This window comes from Aliamphritea spongicola, assembly GCF_017051665.1.
GTDB classification, from domain to species: domain Bacteria; phylum Pseudomonadota; class Gammaproteobacteria; order Pseudomonadales; family Balneatricaceae; genus Amphritea; species Amphritea spongicola.
In genome coordinates this window covers 52,147-71,861 of sequence record NZ_JAFIDL010000003.1, presented here as the reverse complement: position 1 = coordinate 71,861, position 19,715 = coordinate 52,147, and the positions used below count along the sequence as shown (strand labels likewise).

Annotated in this window: 14 protein-coding genes; 7 read left to right on the top strand and 7 right to left on the bottom strand. The window is 53.6% G+C overall.

Annotation, left to right across the window (positions count from 1 at the left end; genetic code table 11):
• The first annotated feature begins 163 nt into the window (after positions 1 to 163).
• The 6 genes from betB (at position 164) to JYB63_RS10340 (ending at position 7,916) form a co-directional block, all read left to right on the top strand.
• A complete protein-coding gene (betB, locus tag JYB63_RS10365) occupies positions 164 to 1,621 on the top strand; it encodes a betaine-aldehyde dehydrogenase (RefSeq protein ID WP_205657809.1) in 1,458 nt (485 codons plus the stop codon).
• Positions 1,622 to 1,630: 9 nt separating this feature from the next.
• Positions 1,631 to 3,322, top strand: a complete 1,692-nt coding sequence (betA, locus tag JYB63_RS10360; RefSeq protein WP_205657808.1) for a choline dehydrogenase — start codon at positions 1,631 to 1,633, stop codon at positions 3,320 to 3,322.
• Positions 3,323 to 3,659: 337 nt separating this feature from the next.
• Positions 3,660 to 4,556: a choline ABC transporter substrate-binding protein gene (locus JYB63_RS10355; RefSeq protein WP_374730436.1), complete on the top strand. Its 897-nt coding sequence runs from the start codon at positions 3,660 to 3,662 to the stop codon at positions 4,554 to 4,556.
• A gap of 339 nt (positions 4,557 to 4,895) precedes the next feature.
• Positions 4,896 to 5,741: a choline ABC transporter permease subunit gene (choW, locus tag JYB63_RS10350; protein ID WP_205657806.1), complete on the top strand. Its 846-nt coding sequence runs from the start codon at positions 4,896 to 4,898 to the stop codon at positions 5,739 to 5,741.
• A gap of 2 nt (positions 5,742 to 5,743) precedes the next feature.
• Positions 5,744 to 6,991, top strand: a complete 1,248-nt coding sequence (choV, locus tag JYB63_RS10345; protein WP_243431929.1) for a choline ABC transporter ATP-binding protein — start codon at positions 5,744 to 5,746, stop codon at positions 6,989 to 6,991.
• A 172-nt stretch (positions 6,992 to 7,163) separates the two neighbouring features.
• Positions 7,164 to 7,916 carry an urea transporter gene (locus JYB63_RS10340; RefSeq protein WP_205657805.1) on the top strand — a complete coding sequence of 251 codons (753 nt, stop codon included), beginning with the start codon at positions 7,164 to 7,166 and terminating at the stop codon, positions 7,914 to 7,916.
• A 103-nt stretch (positions 7,917 to 8,019) separates the two neighbouring features.
• Here JYB63_RS10340 and JYB63_RS10335 read toward each other — a convergent pair whose 3' ends face one another.
• The 3 genes from JYB63_RS10335 to betC all read right to left on the bottom strand — a co-directional run bounded on the left by JYB63_RS10335 (position 8,020) and on the right by betC (position 12,260).
• Positions 8,020 to 9,333 (bottom strand): diguanylate cyclase domain-containing protein, encoded by a 1,314-nt coding sequence (locus tag JYB63_RS10335; RefSeq protein ID WP_205657804.1) that lies wholly within the window; start codon positions 9,331 to 9,333, stop codon positions 8,020 to 8,022.
• Positions 9,334 to 9,669: 336 nt separating this feature from the next.
• Positions 9,670 to 10,611 (bottom strand): choline ABC transporter substrate-binding protein, encoded by a 942-nt coding sequence (locus tag JYB63_RS10330; protein ID WP_205657803.1) that lies wholly within the window; start codon positions 10,609 to 10,611, stop codon positions 9,670 to 9,672.
• A gap of 77 nt (positions 10,612 to 10,688) precedes the next feature.
• Complete coding sequence (gene betC, locus JYB63_RS10325) at positions 10,689 to 12,260, bottom strand: choline-sulfatase (RefSeq protein ID WP_243431928.1); 1,572 nt, start codon at positions 12,258 to 12,260, stop codon at positions 10,689 to 10,691.
• A gap of 148 nt (positions 12,261 to 12,408) precedes the next feature.
• Between betC and JYB63_RS10320 the strand changes: the two genes are divergently transcribed.
• On the top strand, positions 12,409 to 13,299 hold the full coding sequence (locus JYB63_RS10320; RefSeq protein WP_205657802.1) for a LysR substrate-binding domain-containing protein: 891 nt from the start codon (positions 12,409 to 12,411) through the stop codon (positions 13,297 to 13,299).
• Between the two features lie 6 nt (positions 13,300 to 13,305).
• Here JYB63_RS10320 and betI read toward each other — a convergent pair whose 3' ends face one another.
• From betI to secD, 4 genes are all read right to left on the bottom strand, one after another.
• The gene (betI, locus tag JYB63_RS10315) at positions 13,306 to 13,911 is read right to left on the bottom strand and encodes a transcriptional regulator BetI (RefSeq protein ID WP_205657801.1); all 606 of its coding nucleotides are present in this window, start codon (positions 13,909 to 13,911) and stop codon (positions 13,306 to 13,308) included.
• Between the two features lie 183 nt (positions 13,912 to 14,094).
• Positions 14,095 to 16,785 carry a ribonuclease R gene (gene rnr, locus JYB63_RS10310; protein ID WP_205657800.1) on the bottom strand — a complete coding sequence of 897 codons (2,691 nt, stop codon included), beginning with the start codon at positions 16,783 to 16,785 and terminating at the stop codon, positions 14,095 to 14,097.
• Positions 16,786 to 16,916: 131 nt separating this feature from the next.
• Positions 16,917 to 17,837 carry a protein translocase subunit SecF gene (gene secF / locus JYB63_RS10305; RefSeq protein WP_205657799.1) on the bottom strand — a complete coding sequence of 307 codons (921 nt, stop codon included), beginning with the start codon at positions 17,835 to 17,837 and terminating at the stop codon, positions 16,917 to 16,919.
• 13 nt (positions 17,838 to 17,850) lie between these two features.
• Complete coding sequence (secD, locus tag JYB63_RS10300; protein WP_205657798.1) at positions 17,851 to 19,701, bottom strand: protein translocase subunit SecD; 1,851 nt, start codon at positions 19,699 to 19,701, stop codon at positions 17,851 to 17,853.
• Between the last annotated feature and the right edge of the window lie 14 nt (positions 19,702 to 19,715).

Here is a 19,715-nt window from a genome sequence, read left to right as displayed (position 1 = left end):
ACCATCCGCGACCTTTCCCGGTAACCACCAGGAATAGATTTGACATCGGATCAAAAAATCGCCAAAGTTATTTTTAATTAAATGAACGATTAATAAAAAATCTAAGCCATCGGCCACCGCTGCTTTACCTCGCGAAACCGATTGCTCACAGGGTACACAGACTATGCAACACGCCTTATACATCCACGGCCGTTATCAGGACGCCACCTCCGGTGAAACCTTTATTACCCGTAACCCGGCAACCGGTGAAGCCATCGGCGAGATCCAGCAGGCCTCACTGGCAGACGTTGATGCTGCAGTAGAAAGTGCCAAGAAAGGCTTCGCTGAATGGTCAGCAATGTCCGGTGCGGAACGTGGCCGCATTATGATGAAAGCCGTTGCTATCCTGCGTGAACGTAACGATGAGCTGGCGGCACTGGAAGTACTGGACACCGGTAAGCCAATGCAGGAAGCCAACTGCGTTGATATCGCAACCGGTGCCGATGTAGTGGAATTCTTCGCAGGTCTGGCCGGTACAATTCACGGTCAGCAACAGGATCTGGGCGGTAGCAACTTCTTCTACAGCCGCCGCGAACCGCTGGGCGTATGTGCCGGTATCGGTGCATGGAACTACCCGATTCAGATCGCCATGTGGAAATCAGGCCCGTGTCTGGCTGCCGGTAACGCACTGGTATTCAAACCGTCTGAAGAAACTCCGCTGTCTGTTCTGAAACTGGCTGAAATCTACACCGAAGCTGGCATGCCGGATGGCGTATTCAACGTTGTACAGGGTGACTACCGTGTCGGTCAGGCCCTGTCCCGTCACCCGGAAATTGAAAAAGTATCCTTCACCGGTGAATGCGGTACCGGTAAGAAAGTCATGGCAGATGCAGCTGGCTCTCTGAAAGATGTAACTATGGAACTGGGCGGAAAATCACCGCTGGTTGTGTTTGAAGACGCCGATCTGAAAAACGCTGTATCCGGCGCGATGCTGGCCAACTTCTACACCCAGGGCGAAGTCTGCACCAACGGTACCCGGGTATTCGTTCACGACAGCATCTATGACGAATTCGTTTCTCAGATTGCTGAGCGCACCGGCCGCATGATTGTGGGCGATCCAACTGATCTGGATACCCAGGTTGGCGCTCTGATCTCTGAAAAGCACATGCACAAGGTACTGGAATACATCGATGCCGCTAAAGACGCCGGCGCCCGCCTTGTTTGCGGTGGTAACCGTGTCACTGAAAACGGTCTGGATAAAGGCTACTTTGTTGCCCCGACTGTATTTGCTGACTGCACCGACGACATGCCAAACGTAAAAGATGAAATCTTTGGCCCTGTAATGTCCATCCTGCGCTTCAGCGACGAAGAAGAAGTGATCCGCCGCGCCAACGATACTGACTTCGGTCTGGCGGCCGGTGTATTCACCAAAGACTTCTCCCGTGCCCACCGTGTAATTGCCCGCCTGCAGGCCGGTATTTGCTGGATCAACAACTGGGGCGCTTCTCCTGCTGAAATGCCTGTTGGCGGTTACAAGCAGTCCGGTATCGGCCGTGAAAACGGTATCGAAACCCTGAACCACTATACCCAGGTGAAGAGCGTTTTCGTTGAGCTGGGCGACATCGACTGCCCTTATAGCTGAGGTTAACTGATGAGCAATACTGAATTTGATTACATTGTTGTCGGGGCAGGTTCTGCCGGCTGTGTACTGGCGAACCGCCTGTCAGAAGACAGCAACAACAAGGTACTGCTGCTGGAAGCCGGTGGCAGCGACAAGAGCATTTTCATCCAGATGCCGACTGCCCTGTCGTATCCGATGAACACTGAAAAATATGCCTGGCAGTTCCACACGGATAAAGAACCGTATCTGGACAACCGGGAAATGCACTGCCCGCGCGGTAAAGTACTGGGCGGCGGCTCTTCCATTAACGGCATGGTATACGTACGTGGCCACGCCTGTGACTTTGATGAATGGGAAGAACACGGTGCCAAAGGCTGGGGTTACCAGCAGTGTGTACCTTACTTCAAGAAAGCAGAAACCTGGTACAAGGGCGAAGATGAATACCGTGGCGGCAGCGGCCCTGTTGGCACCTGCAACGGTAATGAAATGAAGCTCAACCCGCTGTATCAGGCATTCATCGATGCCGGTGAAGAAGCAGGTTACCCGACTACTGACGATTACAACGGTTACCGTCAGGAAGGTTTCGGCCCAATGCACATGACCGTCGACGGCGGTGTGCGTGCCTCTACCTCAAATGCACACCTGCGTCCGGCACTGAAGCGCCCGAACCTGACCCTGATGAAAGGTGTACTGACACGCAAGGTTCTGCTGGACGGCAAGAAAGCTACCGGCATTGAATACCAGCAGGGTGGCAGCATTAAAACGGCCACAGCCCGTAAAGAAGTGATTCTGAGCGCCGGCTCTATCGGCTCTCCGCAACTGCTGCAACTGTCCGGCATTGGCCCTGCCAAAGTCCTGCAGGACGCCGGTGTTGAAGTGGTACAGGATCTGCCAGGTGTTGGCGAAAACCTGCAGGATCACCTGGAAGTTTACTTCCAGTATCACTGTAAGCAGCCTATCTCACTGAACAGCAAACTGGGCCTGATCAGCAAAGGCATGATCGGTACCCGCTGGATTCTGTTTAAAGACGGTCTGGGTGCCACCAACCACTTTGAATCCTGTGCATTTATCCGTTCCCGTGAAGGTCTGAAGTGGCCGAATATTCAGTACCACTTCCTGCCGGCGGCCATGCGCTACGACGGCCAGGCAGCATTTGACGGTCACGGCTTCCAGGTTCACGTTGGCCCGAACAAGCCGGAAAGCCGCGGTAAAGTCTGGATCACCAGCAATGATCCTGCCGCCAAGCCACGGATTATCTTCAACTACATCAGCACCGAGCAGGACAAACAGGACTGGCGCGATACCATTCGCCTGAGCCGTGAAATCCTCAACCAGCCGGCGATGGATGAATACCGCGGTGAAGAAATTCAGCCGGGTATCAACATCACCTCTGATGAAGATATCGACCGCTGGGTACGTGAAAATGTAGAAAGTGCTTACCATCCTTCATGCACCTGTAAACTGGGTGCGGATGATGATCCGATGGCGGTACTGGATAACGAATGTAAGGTCCGGGGGATTGAATCCCTGCGGGTGGTGGATTCTTCCATCTTCCCGACTATCCCGAACGGCAACCTGAATGCGCCGAGCATCATGGTGGCAGAAAAAGCCGCCGACATGATTCTGGGCAAACCTGCCCTGCCGGATGCCAACGTTGATGTCTGGATCGACGAGCAATGGCAGGAACGTCAGCGCATCGGCGCGCCAAAACGGGAAATTTAAGCCACACTGTCCCCTGCCGGGTAACACGCTGATACACAGTGGTTACCCGGCAGGGGCAAACTGTTTTACGAATCCGGTAACTGCCGAGCAGTCTGTTACCGGATTCAGGTTAAAGGACTAACCAAAGGGCGTCAGCCCGCTGAGCCGTTACCATAAGACTCATTCCGGGATTTGTAGCCGGGCTCATTTCTGGCTACAGACCCTGTAAGCAAGGGGAGATACTCTGCTTTGACAGAGTATCCTGAGAGAAGACAACAACAATAAAGGTAAAAAACTCATGAAGACTCGACAGCAAACCCGTAAAACACAGAACTTCCTGCGCGGGTTAACCGTCGCAATGGGCCTATCTGCGTCCATGGCATTTGCCGCTTCCTGTGATGATGTGCGTTTCTCCGATGTGGGCTGGACCGACATTACCGCCACCACTGCAGTAACCAGTGAAGTTGTATCTGCGCTGGGCTACAAGCCAAGCACTCAGCTGCTTTCCGTACCTGTTACCTACACCTCTCTGGCGAATAACGACATCGACGTATTCCTGGGTAACTGGATGCCAACCATGGAAGCGGATATTGCTAAATACCGCGAAGCCGGCACGGTTGAAACCGTTCGTGCGAACCTGGAAGGCGCCAAGTACACCCTGGCTGTACCTAAGTACGCTTACGATGCCGGCCTGAAGAGCTTTGCCGACATTGCTAAATTCAAAGACAAGCTGAAAGGCCGCATCTACGGTATTGAGCCGGGTAACGACGGTAACCGTCTGATTCAGGACATGATCGATAAAGACGCTTTTGATCTGGAAGGTTTCAAGCTGGTTGAATCGTCTGAAGCAGGCATGATCTCTCAGGTATCCCGTGCAGCCAAGCGTGACCAGTGGGTTGTCTTCCTGGGCTGGGCACCACACCCGATGAATGCCAATATCGAAATGGAATACCTGGACGGCGGTGACGACTACTTCGGTCCGAACTACGGCGGTGCTAACGTTTACACCAACGTACGTCAGAACTACACCACAGACTGCCCGAACATGGGTAAGCTGCTGCAAAATCTGGAATTCAGCCTGGCAATGGAAAACGAAGTCATGGGCGCGATTCTGGACGACGGCAAAAAGCCTGAAGTTGCAGCCAAAGAATGGCTGAAAGCCAACCCTCAGGTACTGGATGCATGGCTGGCCGGCGTAACCACTAAAGACGGTGGCGACGCAATGGCAGCAGTTAAAGGCCAATTAGGCCTGTAACAGTCCTGAAAAGTCTGCGGACTTAATCAGACCTGTGCCGGTCATGCGCTGCATACCGACACTCTGTCAGACCACCACAGCGGGTAACCGCTGTGGCCGGTCGACCGTTTCACACAATATCTGACAGTGTAAGAGTTTAGCCGGCTGACGCTCAGTGCCCGGCTGCCTAAACGCTTACATTGGCGACCTGGATAAAACGCCGGAAAGCGGTAGCACGGGCAGGCTCCGCTTTGAGATTAACTCTTCCGGCCCACAAAAACCGTCTGTACATACAGGCAAACAATAATAAACAGAGCGCCCGCCGAAAGGGGCCACTCTGAATATAAAAGGTTTTTTCTGATGAACTGGATAACCGACAACAAAATCCCGCTGGGTGACTGGATGGAATCATTCGTCGACTGGCTCACCTTCAATGCGGCCGGATTATTCGACGCCATCTCGATCTCTCTGGAATGGCTGATTTTGTCGATGGTAGACATCTTCCAGATGTTCCCGCCGTTTGTACCAATGGCAATGACCGCTGCACTGGCCTGGTTCCTGCACCGCAGTATTCCGCTGGTAATCTTTGTCGTGGCCGCACTGGTACTGATCCTCAACCTGGGCTACTGGCAGGAAATGCTGGAAACCTTCGTACTGGTTCTGGCAGCCACTACCCTGTCGGTCATCATGGGCATCCCGGTGGGTATCCTGGCGGCACACAAGCCATGGGTATACACCATATTGCGTCCGATTCTTGACCTGATGCAGACCATCCCGACCTTCGTTTACCTGATTCCGACTCTGGTACTGTTCGGCTTGGGTGTGGTACCGGGTCTGATTTCCACCATTATTTTTGCCATCGCCGCCCCGATCCGTCTGACCTACCTGGGCATCAGCCGGGTACCGGAAGACCTGATCGAAGCAGGCAAGGCGTTTGGCGCAACCCCGTTCAAGCTGCTATACAAAGTTGAGCTGCCAGCGGCAATGCCAAACATCATGGCCGGTATCACCCAGTGCATCATGCTGTCACTGTCGATGGTAGTAATTGCTGCGCTGGTAGGTGCCGACGGTCTGGGTAAGCCGGTTATCCGCGCCCTGAACACCGTAAACATCTCTCAGGGTTTTGAAGCCGGTCTGGCGATTGTACTGGTTGCGATTATTCTCGACCGTATCTGTAAAGCACCTGGCGCGAAGGAGGAAGGTTAATCATGACTTCACTGACTTCAGCCTCAACCACTCAGGCAACTGATATGCAGGAACAAGTAAGCGCTATCAGCATCCGTAATCTGGATGTTATTTTCGGCAACTGGTCACACGACAGCCTGCGAATGCTTGATGCGGGAAAAACCCGCCAGGAAATTATCGAAACCACCGGCGATGTGGTCGGCGTGAAAAACGCCAGCATCGAAGTTAAACAGGGCGAAATCTGCGTACTGATGGGCCTGTCCGGCTCCGGTAAATCCAGTCTGCTGCGCGCGGTTAACGGCCTTAACAAGGTCAGCCGCGGTGAGCTACTGGTCCGCGACGGCGAGCGCATGGTGAATATTGCCGAATGTGACGCCAACACCCTGCGCCACATGCGCAGCAAGCGGGTCTCCATGGTATTCCAGAAGTTCGCGCTGATGCCTTGGTTAACCGTTCTGGATAACGTTGCTTTTGGTCTGGAAATGCAGGGGATCGATAAAGCGACCCGCCGCCAGATGGCAATGGAAAAACTGAAAATGGTCGGGCTGGATGAATGGCACGACAAATATCCCCACGAACTTTCCGGGGGGATGCAGCAACGGGTTGGACTTGCGAGAGCGTTCGCTATTGATAGCGACATATTGCTCATGGACGAGCCTTTTTCGGCACTTGATCCACTGATTCGTAGCCAGCTGCAGGACGAACTGATCGAGCTGCAAAAGCGCCTGAACAAAACCATTCTGTTCGTTAGCCACGATCTGGATGAAGCACTGAAAATCGGCACCAACATTGCCATCATGGAATCTGCTGAGATCATCCAGCACGGCAAGCCGGAAGACATCGTTCTGAACCCGAGCAACGCTTACGTACAGGACTTCGTTGCCCACACCAACCCGCTGAACGTACTGCGTGGCCGGGCACTGATGACCGACATCAGCGACCTGGAACGCCGTGATGATGCACTGGTACTGGACCGCCACACTGATACTCTGGTGACCCTGAATGCTGACGGCACCCCGGCCAGCGCAAGCCGTAACGGCCAGTCACTCAGCCTGCAACAGTGGACAGAAGGTCAGGATCTCGATCTAATTCAGCCGGATCAGCTGATGGTAGCCACGCCGGATATCTCCATGCGTGACGCCATCGAAATCCGTCACCGGACCAGCTTACCGGTGCTGCTGTGTGAAGATGACAAATGTACCGGCATGCTGGAAGATGATGACTTCTACCATGCACTGCTGGGTAAGCACTTCAACAAGGAAACCGAGTAAACCGATAAAGGTTTAACCACGGCTAACAATCAAAAGCAGGCTCAATCAGCCTGCTTTTTTTGTATGCCGGAAAATCACCGCAAAACGGGCATTTATGGATAGCACAGATAAAACACTGCTCATAGAATACAGAGCGTAACTCTTTGTTTAACAGACAGCCTGTGCCAAAACCATGCTAAAACTGCCTGACTACATGTGTCATAACGCGATATTACGCAGCTATGGCCAGATCTTTCTGCAACCCAGCAGCCGGGCCGGCAGTCTGTTCATACTGGCCATTGCCGTCAATTCCCTGAGCCAGGCGTTTATTGCCCTGGCAGCCATACTGACAAGCCTGTTAACCGCCCGTTTGCTGAAAGTAACTCCGGCAGATGTCAGCCAGGGACTGTACGGTTTTAACGCCGCCCTGCTGGCACTGGCCATCAGCAATAGCTTAGCGGTCACATCGGTATCACTGCTGCTGATCATTGCCGGCAGCGCCCTCACCGCCCTGCTGCTGCAACAATTTCAGCAGCGCAGCACTTTGCCAGCGTTTACCGCCCCGTATATTGTCACCGGCTGGATCATTTTACTGATCGCCGGCGGCTTACAGCTCAGCCCGCCTCCGCTGCTGGCAGGCACGGAAATCGATGAGTTCTATACCGCGGTTGCCAGAGGTATCGGTCAGGTAGTCTTTCAGGATAATGCCCTGAGTGGCATTCTGAGCTTCGCAGGCCTGCTCTGTTACTCACGGCCGGCAGCCATGTGGGCACTGATTGCCAGCGCCACCGGAGTATTCCTCGCCGGTATTCTCAGCTTCCCCGACGCCCTGATTAATAATGGCAGCTACAGCTACAACGCAGTGCTGGCAGGCATTGCGCTGGGTGCACATTTTCCACGCCGGTTTGTCCTGCACTGCTGGGTATTGTTATCAGTATTTTACTGATGCGGGGATTTCAGCTGGCGGAGATAACCGCCTTCACAGCACCTTTCGTGCTGGCCAGCTGGCTGATCATCGTTATTGCTGCGCGTAAAAAACAGCGGAAAAGTTAGCACTCTAAAGAATCCGCCAGGCTGAAATTATTCTTACCGGCCTGCTTAACCTGATACATCGCCTGATCCGCCTGACAGAACAACTCTTTGGCGTTAGTGGCATAATCAGGAAACACCGAGATACCGATACTGACACCCACATCCAGCATCAGGTCTGCGCCGCACTCACTGACCACATGAAACGGCTCGGCAAAGATCTGCAGGATTTCCCGGGCAATCACCACCGCCACCTCCTGACAGCTGATATGTTCCAGCAAGATAATAAACTCATCGCCACCGATACGGCCGACGGTATCGCTCTCCCGGACAATGCCGGAGAGACGCTTAGCAATCACTTTTAACAAATCGTCGCCAGTCAGGTGACCATAGGTATCGTTAATCGCCTTAAAGCCATCCAGATCCAGAAACATCAGTGCAAAACGGTGATCATTCTCTCTGGCTGTATCCACCGCCCGGTCAATCCGCTGTTTACACAGCCGCACACCGGGCAAGTTCGTCAGGGCATCATAGTTGGCGAGTTTTTTAAGTTCGTCTTTTGCCAGCTCAGCTTCCTGCAATGCATTGTGCAAAGCGGTCACATCGTATTCAGAGACCAGCATCAGATATTCACCGGTCAGGGGATGCCGGCTGCTGCGAATATCCACTGTATGCCGCTGCACACCGTGCCGGGTAACCATCAGATGGGTGTGCCGGCTGTCTTCTCCTTTACGGCCTTTCTCAAGTCGTTCCCGGGCTTCCTGCGGATCAGAAAAACGGCTTTCAAATAACGAGATATTTTCCGGTAAGTTCTCACGCCGGTCATAACCGTACAGGTTGGCTGAAGCCGGGTTTTCAAATAACAGGTCACCGTCCAGTGTATAACTGGTTACAGCCACCGAGGCATAGCGGGTGGCTTCGGCAAACAACAGTTGCTCCGCTTCACCCAGCTGATGCTCTTCCAGCACAAAGCCGATAATGCCCCGGTGCCGCTGTGGCCCCAGTAATACAGCCTTGTGACGGATCAGTACGGTGGTGGCTTCACCGTTGGGATAGGTGGTCCAGGGGTCGGAGGTCATCCCCTCCTGCGAGGCTTTTTCGAAAATACCGCGAATCCGGTTACGGGCACCGTCGGTATCAGAGGAAAGGTCTTTATCCACCAGCTGCTGATAATGCTCCAGCCCCCAGTATTCAACCGCACGGGCATTGCCCCACCAGAACCCGTAGGCATCCACATCAAACACCCAGACAGGGTCCGGCATTACATCAAATGCACTCAGTTGCTCAACCGATTCAAAGACGGTCAGATGGGCAAAATTTACATCAGTACTCACGTGGTTCCCCCGAACACATAGCCAACAATATGTAATCCGCAGTGATTACTTGGGAGATCCTTTCCGACAGTTCTGAGGCTGCGGGCTACTGCAATCCTGGCACCGCCTGCACCAAACGATGCCGACAGGTCTGTTCAGACTACGCCAAGCCACCGACGAAACAAGTGAAAACAGGCAAATTCTGCGGGCGAACCAACCATTTCGGGTATTTCCCTCTGTTAAACCGGAAGGCTCTGCCGACCAAAGCATGAACATCCCCTTCAGCCAGGCACAAAAAAACCGGCACTCCGGCCGGTTAAAGCAGCCACCGGTGACGGCGGCTCGCAAGGGTAAGTATTACTTAATTGCCAGGTGTTGCTGTACCGCTTCCAGGCCGGAGTTGCCCTGCAAGTCAGTTACACCTTCCAGCCAGCTGTCCAGCACCTGTGGGTTCTTCTGCAGCCACTGTTTAGCCGCATCGGCAGGCTGCTGACCATCATCCAAAATGTGTCCCATCATCTGGTTTTCCATGGTCAGAGTGAACTTCAGGTTATCCAGCAGACGGCCAACATTCGGGCATGCATCACGGTAGCCTTTACGGGTCAGGGTCTGAATCGTGGCACCACCAAAGTTAGCACCGAAATACTTATCACCGCCGGTGAGGTATTTCAGATCAAAATTGGTGTTCATCGGATGCGGTTCCCAGGCCAGGAAGGCGATGAACTCATCACGCTTAACACTGCGCTTAACCTGACTCATTACGCCCTGCTCGCCAGACTCAACCAGACGCCATTTCTGCAGGCCGAAATCGCCGCTGTCGATCATCTTCTGCAGCAACTGGTTTGCCGGCGCACCAGCTTCAATACCGTAGATACGCTTACGGAACTTATCTTCCGCTTTGATCAGGTCCGCAAAATCATGAATACCGGCGTTATACACATACTCCGGCACCGCCAGGGTGAACTTGGCACCGCTCAGGTTAGTTCCCACGACATCGATGTCACCGGGTGTGGCGTATTTATCGATGAATTTCTGCTGAGCCGGCATCCAGTTACCCAGAAACACGTCGATCTCGCTGCTCTTCAGGCCTTCAAAGCCGATTGGCACCGCCAGGGTGCTGATCTCGGTGTTGTAGCCCAGCCCCTGAAGTACTGTACTGGCCAGCGCATTGGTGGAGTTAATATCGGTCCAGCCCGGATCGGTAAAACGTACAGTCTGGCAAGAAGCAGGATCGCTGGCCTGCGCAACGCCGGCACTCATTAACGCAGCACTGAACAGTAAAGTTTTGGTCGTTTTCATATTTCACTTACTTATTGTTATTCACAGAAATGACTGGCGGACAGCGTCAGACACTGCCCGCCCCCGATAAGACGCCCTTAAGATGCTTTATCAGCAATGCGCGGGAAACGGGCTTTCGCCTCCAGATCATCCAGATCCACGTTGTTACGCATATACATGGTGCTGGAATCAAAAATTGGCTGATGATCCCAGATTGGCTCTTTACCCTGTTTATGGGCTTCAGCCACCAGACGGCGACGCTTCTGGCTGATGATGACATCGCGGGTAATCGCATCGCTGTCCCAGCGCTCTGCAGCTTCCGCCCGGAATGCCGCCAGCAGCTCAGCATGCTCTTCCAGCTCCGCCAGATTGATACGCTCCTGCGGATCAGTTTCCAGATTGAACAGCTGATCAGGGTCCGGGGCTGAACAGATATATTTGTAAGCACCGCGACGAATCATGAACATTGGCGCAACCACACCTTCACCCATGTATTCACCGATTACCTCGTCGTGCGCTTCACCGTTACCGGTCAGGTGCGGCATTAGACTGCGGCCGTCAATTGGCATGGCGTATTCAGGCGCCTGACCACCGTTGGCCAGCTCGGCAAAGGTGGGCAGTAAATCCATGGTAGAAACCGATTCTTTCACCCGCTGCGGGCTGAAATGCTTCGGCGCGTATACCAGCATCGGTACCCGTGCTGACCACTCGAAGTAGCTCATCTTGTACCACAGGCCACGCTCACCCAGCATGTCGCCGTGATCGCCGGAGAACACCACGATGGTGTCGTCTGCCATACCGGAGTCTTCCAGTGCTTTCAGCAGCACACCGATCTGATCATCTACGTAGCTGCAGGAACCGTAATAAGCACGGCGGGCGTTACGGATCTGCTGATCAGTAATATTCTTACGGTCCATCTGATAAACGTGCAGCAAGCGCTTGGAGTGCGGGTCCTGTTCGTCGTCCGCCAGTTCGAAAGACGGTAATTCAATCTCTTCATCGCTGTAACGGTTCCAGTATTCTTCAGGAATCGCGTACGGGTCGTGAGGGTGGGTCATAGAAACCGTCAGGCAGAATGGCCGCTCACCCGGGTTACGGGCACGTTCAAACAGGTAACGCTTGGCGTGGAACACCACCTCGTCATCAAAATCCAGCTGGTTGGTCCGGATCGTCGGGCCAGCCTGGGTTACAGACGACATGTTGTGGTACCAGGTCGGACGCTTGTCGAAGTTTTCCCAGTCCGGGAACCAACCGTAGTCAGCCGGGTAAATATCGGTGGTCAGACGCTCTTCAAAACCGTGCAACTGATCCGGGCCGCAGAAATGCATTTTGCCGGACAGCGCCGTCTGATAACCCGCATGACGCAGGTAGTGGGCAAAGGTCGGAATGTCCGCCGGGAACTCAGCGGCATTGTCCCAGGCACCGATCTTGCTCGGTAACTGACCGCTCATCAGCACATAGCGGCTCGGGGCACACAGAGGACTGTTACAGTAGGCAGATTCAAAAACCACACCGGCAGCCGCCATTTTATCCAGATTCGGCGTTTTGGCAGTTTTGCCACCATAGGTTTTCAGTACCGGCGCGGCCATCTGATCCGCCATGATGAACAGAATATTGGGTTGCTTGGCAGCATCACTCATAACATTCTCCAAACTAATATCTCTAGTCATTTATACTTATTCTGATTACGCCCACCGGGCAGTGGTTTGGCGTACAATTAACCCGCTTTCACATAACAACGTGGATACAGCGAGTATTTATTATTTCTGTCGACGCTGTAAACTCACTGAAAACTAATCACTAAAGTAAGTTGAACTTATGTTATTAAAGGATAGGTTACCGTCACCGCAGAGCTTGCTGGTGTTCGAAGCTGCAGCACGACATTTAAGCTTTACTGCCGCCGCCCGGGAGCTCAGCTCCACCCAGTCAGCGGTAAGCCAGCTAATGCGCGGCCTGGAAGCACAGCTGGAGCTGCAGCTGTTCCGCAGAATCTACCGGGGGGTCGAGCTGACTGAAGCCGGCGAGCAGCTGTTTGAGGTATGCCAGAAAGGGTTTAACGACATCGCCGGGCGAATCGAAAAGTTGCAGAACGCAGAACGGCATCCTCATATAAATGTCGCCACCGACTTCGCATTTGCCGCTTACTGGCTATTACCCCGGCTGCCGGCCTTCCGGGAATTACACCCGGATACCGAGGTCAGAATCATCACCTCTCAGGGCAGCCATGAAGTGCGCAGCCAGGATGCCGATGTCGCCATCCGCTTTGCCAGCCAGCCTTCTGCCGACAGCATCCCACTGTTTGCTGAAGAAGTATTTCCGATATGCAGCCCCGGCTTTCTTGCCAAACACGGCCCGATAACCAGCCATAAAAAACTCGCCAGCTTGCCACTGCTGAAGCTCGGTGCGGATGCCGGTGAAGGCTGGATGGACTGGCCGGGGTATTTCAGTGGCCGGCGCAGCCAGATTCAGCCGGGAGAACCGGTACTGACATTCAACAATTACACCCTGCTGATACAGGCAGCTATTGCCGGTCAGGGGGTAGGAATCGGCTGGGGAACACTGGTGGATGAGCTGATCGAGTCAAAGGTACTGACTGGCCTTAAGGACTTCAGCCTGAGCTCAAAGGGAGGGTATTTCATCAGCGCGACACAGACACCTCGCCAGCCGGATATTTGCCAGCAGTTTATAGAATGGTTACAAGAGGCGTGAAAACTGTCAGGAATACTTTTTCAGTACTTCCGGTGGTAACTGACGTTCAAGATAATCGGTGATGATCCGCTGTGCCAGATCACTGTCAATGCCGGACGGTGCCAGTGCACCCCGCAGCCAGATACCATCGATCAGGGCGGCAATGCTTTGCGCGACGAAGACCGCCTGTTCTTTCGGCAACACCCGCTTCAGTTCATGTTTGAGATGTGACAACAGACGCTGTTCATTGACCCGCTGTAAACGGTACAGAGATGGCTCATGCATCGCCTGTGACCAGAAGGCCAGCCAGGTTTTAACCACCTTGGAATCCAGCTGGCGGGGGTCAAAGTTACCGCCAACAATGGCTTTAACCCGGGCGATAACATCATCGGAATCGGTTTCATCCAGCCGCTGACGTACCCCTTCAGAAAGCTGCTGAAGTACCGACCGCATGGTCGCTTCAAGCAGGCTGTTTTTACCGCCAAAATAATGATTAATGATCGCCGGAGAAACACCGGCATAACGGCTGATCATCGCAACGCTGGCCTTCTGCAGCCCGACCTCGTTAATCGCTTCCATAGTTGCGTCGATTAACTGGGGCTTTCTGATGGCAGGCATTCCGACTTTAGGCATGGATAGGTAACTCGCTGTGCTTTTATTATTCTATGGCCTGATTAACCACAATTTTTAAACAGGCATTCAACAAAAACTGCCTGTTTCTTAGCCGGGAGTCAAGTCTGTTAATAAAATCAATCACTTTGCGTCGCACACAGGCAGCTTTTACACTGCCTGTGCCCGCATTTGCAGCAGTTACCGCTACTTAGCGGCTTTCTGACGCAGTTTTTTCAACTTACGTTTTTTAGCCCGGTTACTTAACCCTTTCGACTGTTTTTTCGAAAGCGTCATCATTTCCTGCTCGGCTTTACTCAGAGACGCCCGGACAGACTTCTTCTTAGGCTTCACCGCAGGTACTTCCGGATTCGCAGCCGACTTTTTAGCCGGACGCTTACGGGGGGCTTTGGCTTCCTGACCGGCACCGGCAGCTTTATCGGATGGCCAGGCCGTTACAGACGCTTCAGCCTGAGCAACCACCCGCTCTTCCCGAGCCTGAACCGCACCGGGATGAGCCCGCTTATGACGTTTTTTATCCGCCAGTTTCGCCAGGGTGATATCACCGTCGCGGAGCAACTCACGCTGGCTGCGTTTCTTCTTACCGGATTTAGCATCCGGCCGCATGCTGCGGGCTGTTTCCAGGGTTTCACGCAATTCGAAATCAATCTTACGCTCGTCCAGATCAACCCGGACCACCTGCACCCGTAACTTGTCTCCCAGACGGAAGCCTTTGCCGCTGCGCTCACCTTTCAGACACTGACGGGCAGCATCGTAATGGTAGTAATCCCCTGGCAGTGCCGAGATATGAATCAGACCTTCAACGTAGGCTTCTTCAAGTTCAACAAACAGACCAAAACCGGTTACCGCTGACACCACACCGTCGAACACACCGCCAACCTGATCCTGCATGTATTCACATTTCAGCCAGGACATCACGTCACGGGTGGCATCATCCGCCCGGCGCTCGGTCATCGAGCAGTGTTCACCCAGCTCCAGCACCTGCTCCATGGTGTACTGGTGCAGGAAGGCAGAGTTAGGCTCAAAGCCTTCACAACGATCCAGCTGCTTGCTGTCATTGCCGGTATGAATCAGCGCCCGGATGGTCCGGTGCACCAGCAAATCCGGATAGCGACGGATCGGTGAGGTAAAGTGGGTATAAGCCGGATAATTCAGACCGAAATGGCCTTTTTCTTCCGGGCTGTACACCGCCTGTGACATAGAACGCAGCATCATGATCTGGATGATATGCTTATCCGCACGGCCTTCCAGTGCTTCCGTCAGTTCCTGATAGTCGGTCGGGGTCGGTTCATCACCGCCACCCAGCGTCAGCCCCAGCGGACCTAAATAACTGCGCAGGGCTTCAATACGGGCTTCTTTCGGGCCGTCGTGCACCCGGTACAGGGCCGGCTGTTTCAGCTTACGCAGCAAACGGGCAGACGCCACGTTAGCGCAGAGCATACATTCTTCAATGATCTTGTGGGCGTCGTTACGCACCACCGGAATGATCTTTTCGATCTTACGCTCATCACTGAACAGAATCCGGGTTTCAGTGGTTTCAAAGTCGATTGCGCCGCGCACTTCACGGGCTTTACGCAGGCCGTGATACAGGTCGTACAGGTCTTCCAGATGCGGCACCACACTGGCGTACTCTTCACGCAGCGCCTTACCGTTATCACTGTCCGCTTCCTGCAACATCGCGCCTACCTTGGTGTAGGTCAGACGGGCATGGGACTGGATTACTGCTTCATAGAACTTATAACCACTAAGGTTACCGCTGGCACTGATGGTCATTTCACAAACCATGGCCAGACGATCCACATGGGGGTTCAGGGAACACAAACCGTTAGACAGCAACTCCGGCAACATCGGTACCACAAACTCCGGAAAGTACACAGAGTTACCACGTTTGTGAGCTTCGATATCCAGCGGAGAATCCGGGCGAACATACCAGGACACATCGGCAATCGCGACCCACAGACGCCAGCCACCGGACTTTTTCTTCTCACAGTAAACCGCGTCATCAAAGTCTTTAGCGTCTTCACCGTCGATGGTTACCAGTGGCAGGTGCCGCAGATCGATCCTGTTCGTTTTGGCGGACTCTTCAACGTCGGCACTCAGCTCAGCGGTAGCCTGACGAACATCATCATTCCATTGCTCAGGAATATCGTAGTTATGAATCGCCACGGTAATTTCCATGCCCGGCGCCATATGGTCACCCAGCACTTCTATGACCCGGCCGGTGGGCTTATTACGTTTCCCCGGCGGCATTACAAGCTCAGCCACCACTAGCTGACCGTCACGGTAATCCAGCGGCGTTTCCTCATTGGGAATGATCTGGATATCCTGAGTGATGCGCTGATTTTCCGGCACCATATAGCCAAAGCTGCCGTTGCCCTGATACCGGCCAACCAGCTTATGGGTATTGCGCTCCAACACCTCAACGATGGCGCCTTCTTTACGGCCTTTACGGTCTTCGCCGCCCACCCGGACCAGCGCCCGGTCGCCATCAAATACCTGACGCATCTCACGGGCGCTCAGGAAAATATCATCATTGCCTTCATCGGGAATCAGGAAGCCAAAGCCGTCCCGGTGCCCCTGAATACGGCCACCAATCAGGTCCAGCTTACTCAGCAATACATACTGGGCCTTACGGTTACGCATCAGCTGCCCGTCACGCTCCATGGCACGCAAGCGGCGGCGCAGGGCTTCTGAGGCATCTTCATCCTGAATATCCAGCAGGCTTTCCAGCTGCCAGCGTGTCAGAGGCTCACCCTGTTCATTCAGGGTTTCCATTATCAGTTCGCGGCTGGCAATTGGCCGCTCATATTTATCCGCTTCTCGGGCAGCGTGCGGGTCGACCGCCACACCGGCTTCCGGTAATTCTTTTTTAGGCATTACAAGTCTTTAGGTAATTTTGTCTGCATATCAATATAACACCGATCAGTTATAAACGACGGGTTACTTTGCAACAGAAAAACAAAACCGGCCAAAGATGGCCGGTTTGCAATTAACAGTGACAGAACGGCTTATGGCCGCTCGTCCACTTCTTCATCTTCTTTTTCCGGTGGCATAAGGTCTTCTTTACAGACACCCATTGCCAGCAGCACGTTTGCTGCCACATATATGGATGAGTAAGTACCTACCAGCACACCGATCAGCAGTGCAATCGCAAAGCCGTGGATCAGTTCACCACCAAATACCGCCAGCGCTGTCAGTACCAGCAAGGTGGTTAAGGAGGTAACAATTGTCCGGCCCAGAGTCTGGTTCAGGGAGATATTCATAATCTCCTCCGGCGTTCCCTTACGGACCTTACGGAAGTTCTCCCGGATACGGTCAGATACCACGATGGTATCGTTCAGGGAGTAACCTATTACCGCCAGCAGCGCCGCCAGTACTGTCAGGTCAAAGTCCAGCTTAAACAGCGAGAAGACACCCAGTACGATCAGCACGTCGTGTGCCAGTGCTGCCACCGCGCCCACTGAGAACTTCAGCTGGAAGCGGAAGGCAACGTAGATCATGACCATGAACAGCGCCAGCAACAGGCCTAAACCGCCCTGCTCACGCAGCTCTTCACCGACCTGCGCACCCACGTATTCGTTACGGCGCAGGGTCAGGGTCTGGTCTTCATCCGCCTGCAGCACAGACAGCACCTGATCCCCTAATTTAGGATCATGGCTCTGACCCAGACGGATCAGAATATCCACCGGCGAACCAAAGGTCTGAACCACTGCATCATCATAACCGGCGCTCTGCAGCTGGCCACGGATTTCATTCAGATCCGGTGACTGTTCATAACCCACTTCCACCAGTGAACCACCGGTAAAATCGAGACCGAACTTCAGGCCATTCATTACCAGTGAGGCAACTGAAATCAGCAGCACTGCAATCGACAGGCCCGCCGCAATCTTGCGCAGGGCCATAAAGTTAAAGTTTTTTACACTTGCCATGTTATCCCCCGGGTCAGATCGACAGCTTGTTCAGCGTACGACCGCCGTAGGTTAAATTCACTAACGCACGGGTCACCATGATGGCGGTAAACATCGACGTCACGATACCCACGGAAAGGGTAATCGCAAAACCTTTCACAGGGCCGGTACCCATGGCAAACAGGATAACCGCCGCCAGTAAGGTGGTGATGTTGGCATCAAAAATGGTGGTGAATGCCCGTTCGAAACCGGCATTAATGGCCGACTGCGGTGGCAGCCCGTTGGCCAGCTCTTCTTTTATTCGCGAGAATATAAGTACGTTGGCATCCACCGCCATACCGACCGTCAGTACGATACCGGCAATACCCGGCAAGGTAAGGGTGGCAGACATAATGGACATCACCGCGAGCAGCAATACCAGGTTCAGCGTCAGGGCAACGTTGGCCAGCAAACCGAACACCCGGTAGTACACCAGCATGAACAGCAGTACCAGGGCAAAACCGATCTGTACTGAGGTGATACCCAGCTCGATGTTCTGTTCACCCAGGCTCGGCCCTACTGTACGTTCCTCTACGAAGTAGATTGGCGCCGCCAGTGCACCGGCACGTAACAACAGTGCCAGCTCAGATGCTTCACCTGCCCCGTCCAGACCGGTAATCCGGAAGCTGGAGCCCAGAATGCTCTGAATGGTTGCCAGAGAAATGATGTGCTTCTCAACGTACGGTACACGTTCTGTAACCTGTTCACCGTCAACCGTCTTCACGATATTGCGGCTCTTATGCTCAACGAACAGTACAGCCATGCGACGCTTAACCGCGTTACGGGTAGTACGGTTCATCAGCTCACCGCCTTTGGAATCCAGGGTAATGGATACCTGTGGCTGACCGTTTTCATCAAAGGTTGACTGGGCGTTAGAAACGCTGGAACCGGTGATGATAATGTCTTTCTCAAGGGTTGCTCTGCGCGATGAATCCCGGAAGGTGTAAGTCTCTGTTGATGCGCTGGAGGCATCAGTCTTGGCTTCTAAACGGAATTCCAGATTCGCCGTTTTACCGATGATCCGTTTCGCCGCAGCGGCATCCTGAATACCTGGCAGCTGAACAACGATACGGTTACGGCCCTGACGCTGTACCAGTGGCTCTGCCACACCCAGCTCGTTCACCCGGTTACGCAGGGTGGTCAGGTTTTGCTTGATTGCATAATCTTCAATTTCGCGAACCTTGCTCTCCAGCAGGCTGACAACCACGTAGTACGCGCCGTCGGCATCTTCATCAGTGAGCAAGAATTCTGTGTAATCCTGTTTCAGCAGTTGGCTGGCTTCGTCACGGACATCGGCCTTGGAGAACTTCAGCTCCAGGCTACCGTCTTCACGGTGTACAACTGACCGGTAACGCAGCTTTTCAGCCCGCAGCTTGGCTTTAATTTCGCCAACATACACGTCCAGCCGCTGGGCAACTGCCTGCGCCATGTCAACTTCAAGCAGGAAGTGCACACCGCCGCGCAGATCAAGACCCAGTTTCATCGGGCCGGCGCCAACGGAGGTCAGCCAGTCAGGGGTTGTCGGTGCCAGGTTAAGGGCAACTACGTAGTTATCACCGAGAATACGGCTAACCGCTTCTTTTGCTTCCAGCTGGGTTGCACTGTCGGTGAAACGGATTAAGCCACTGGCGCCGTTTAATTCACTGGTTTTAGACACCAGACCTTCGGCCTGCAGCTGCTTGGTCACGCGGTTCAGCATCTGCTGATCTACGGTATAGGCGGCACGGCTGCCGGAAATCTGTACCGCATAATCATCTGGATATAAGTTCGGCGCTGCATACAGACCACCGATAAGCAATATCAGAACGATCAGCGCGTTTTTCCATAACGGATATTTATTGAGCATACTGCCCTTGCCTT

Excerpts from the sequence above, each read along its gene's own strand:
- betC (WP_243431928.1), bottom strand. The coding sequence starts at position 12,260 with ATGACTAGAGATATTAGTTTGGAGAATGTTATGAGTGATGCTGCCAAG.
- betB (WP_205657809.1), top strand. The coding sequence starts at position 164 with ATGCAACACGCCTTATACATCCACGGCCGTTATCAGGACGCCACCTCC.
- secD (WP_205657798.1), bottom strand. The coding sequence starts at position 19,701 with ATGCTCAATAAATATCCGTTATGGAAAAACGCGCTGATCGTTCTGATA.
- choV (WP_243431929.1), top strand. The coding sequence starts at position 5,744 with ATGACTTCACTGACTTCAGCCTCAACCACTCAGGCAACTGATATGCAG.
- betI (WP_205657801.1), bottom strand. The coding sequence starts at position 13,911 with ATGCCTAAAGTCGGAATGCCTGCCATCAGAAAGCCCCAGTTAATCGAC.
- JYB63_RS10355 (WP_374730436.1), top strand. The coding sequence starts at position 3,660 with ATGGGCCTATCTGCGTCCATGGCATTTGCCGCTTCCTGTGATGATGTG.
- rnr (WP_205657800.1), bottom strand. The coding sequence starts at position 16,785 with ATGCCTAAAAAAGAATTACCGGAAGCCGGTGTGGCGGTCGACCCGCAC.
- JYB63_RS10330 (WP_205657803.1), bottom strand. The coding sequence starts at position 10,611 with ATGAAAACGACCAAAACTTTACTGTTCAGTGCTGCGTTAATGAGTGCC.
- JYB63_RS10340 (WP_205657805.1), top strand. The coding sequence starts at position 7,164 with ATGCTAAAACTGCCTGACTACATGTGTCATAACGCGATATTACGCAGC.
- JYB63_RS10320 (WP_205657802.1), top strand. The coding sequence starts at position 12,409 with ATGTTATTAAAGGATAGGTTACCGTCACCGCAGAGCTTGCTGGTGTTC.
- secF (WP_205657799.1), bottom strand. The coding sequence starts at position 17,837 with ATGGCAAGTGTAAAAAACTTTAACTTTATGGCCCTGCGCAAGATTGCG.
- choW (WP_205657806.1), top strand. The coding sequence starts at position 4,896 with ATGAACTGGATAACCGACAACAAAATCCCGCTGGGTGACTGGATGGAA.
- betA (WP_205657808.1), top strand. The coding sequence starts at position 1,631 with ATGAGCAATACTGAATTTGATTACATTGTTGTCGGGGCAGGTTCTGCC.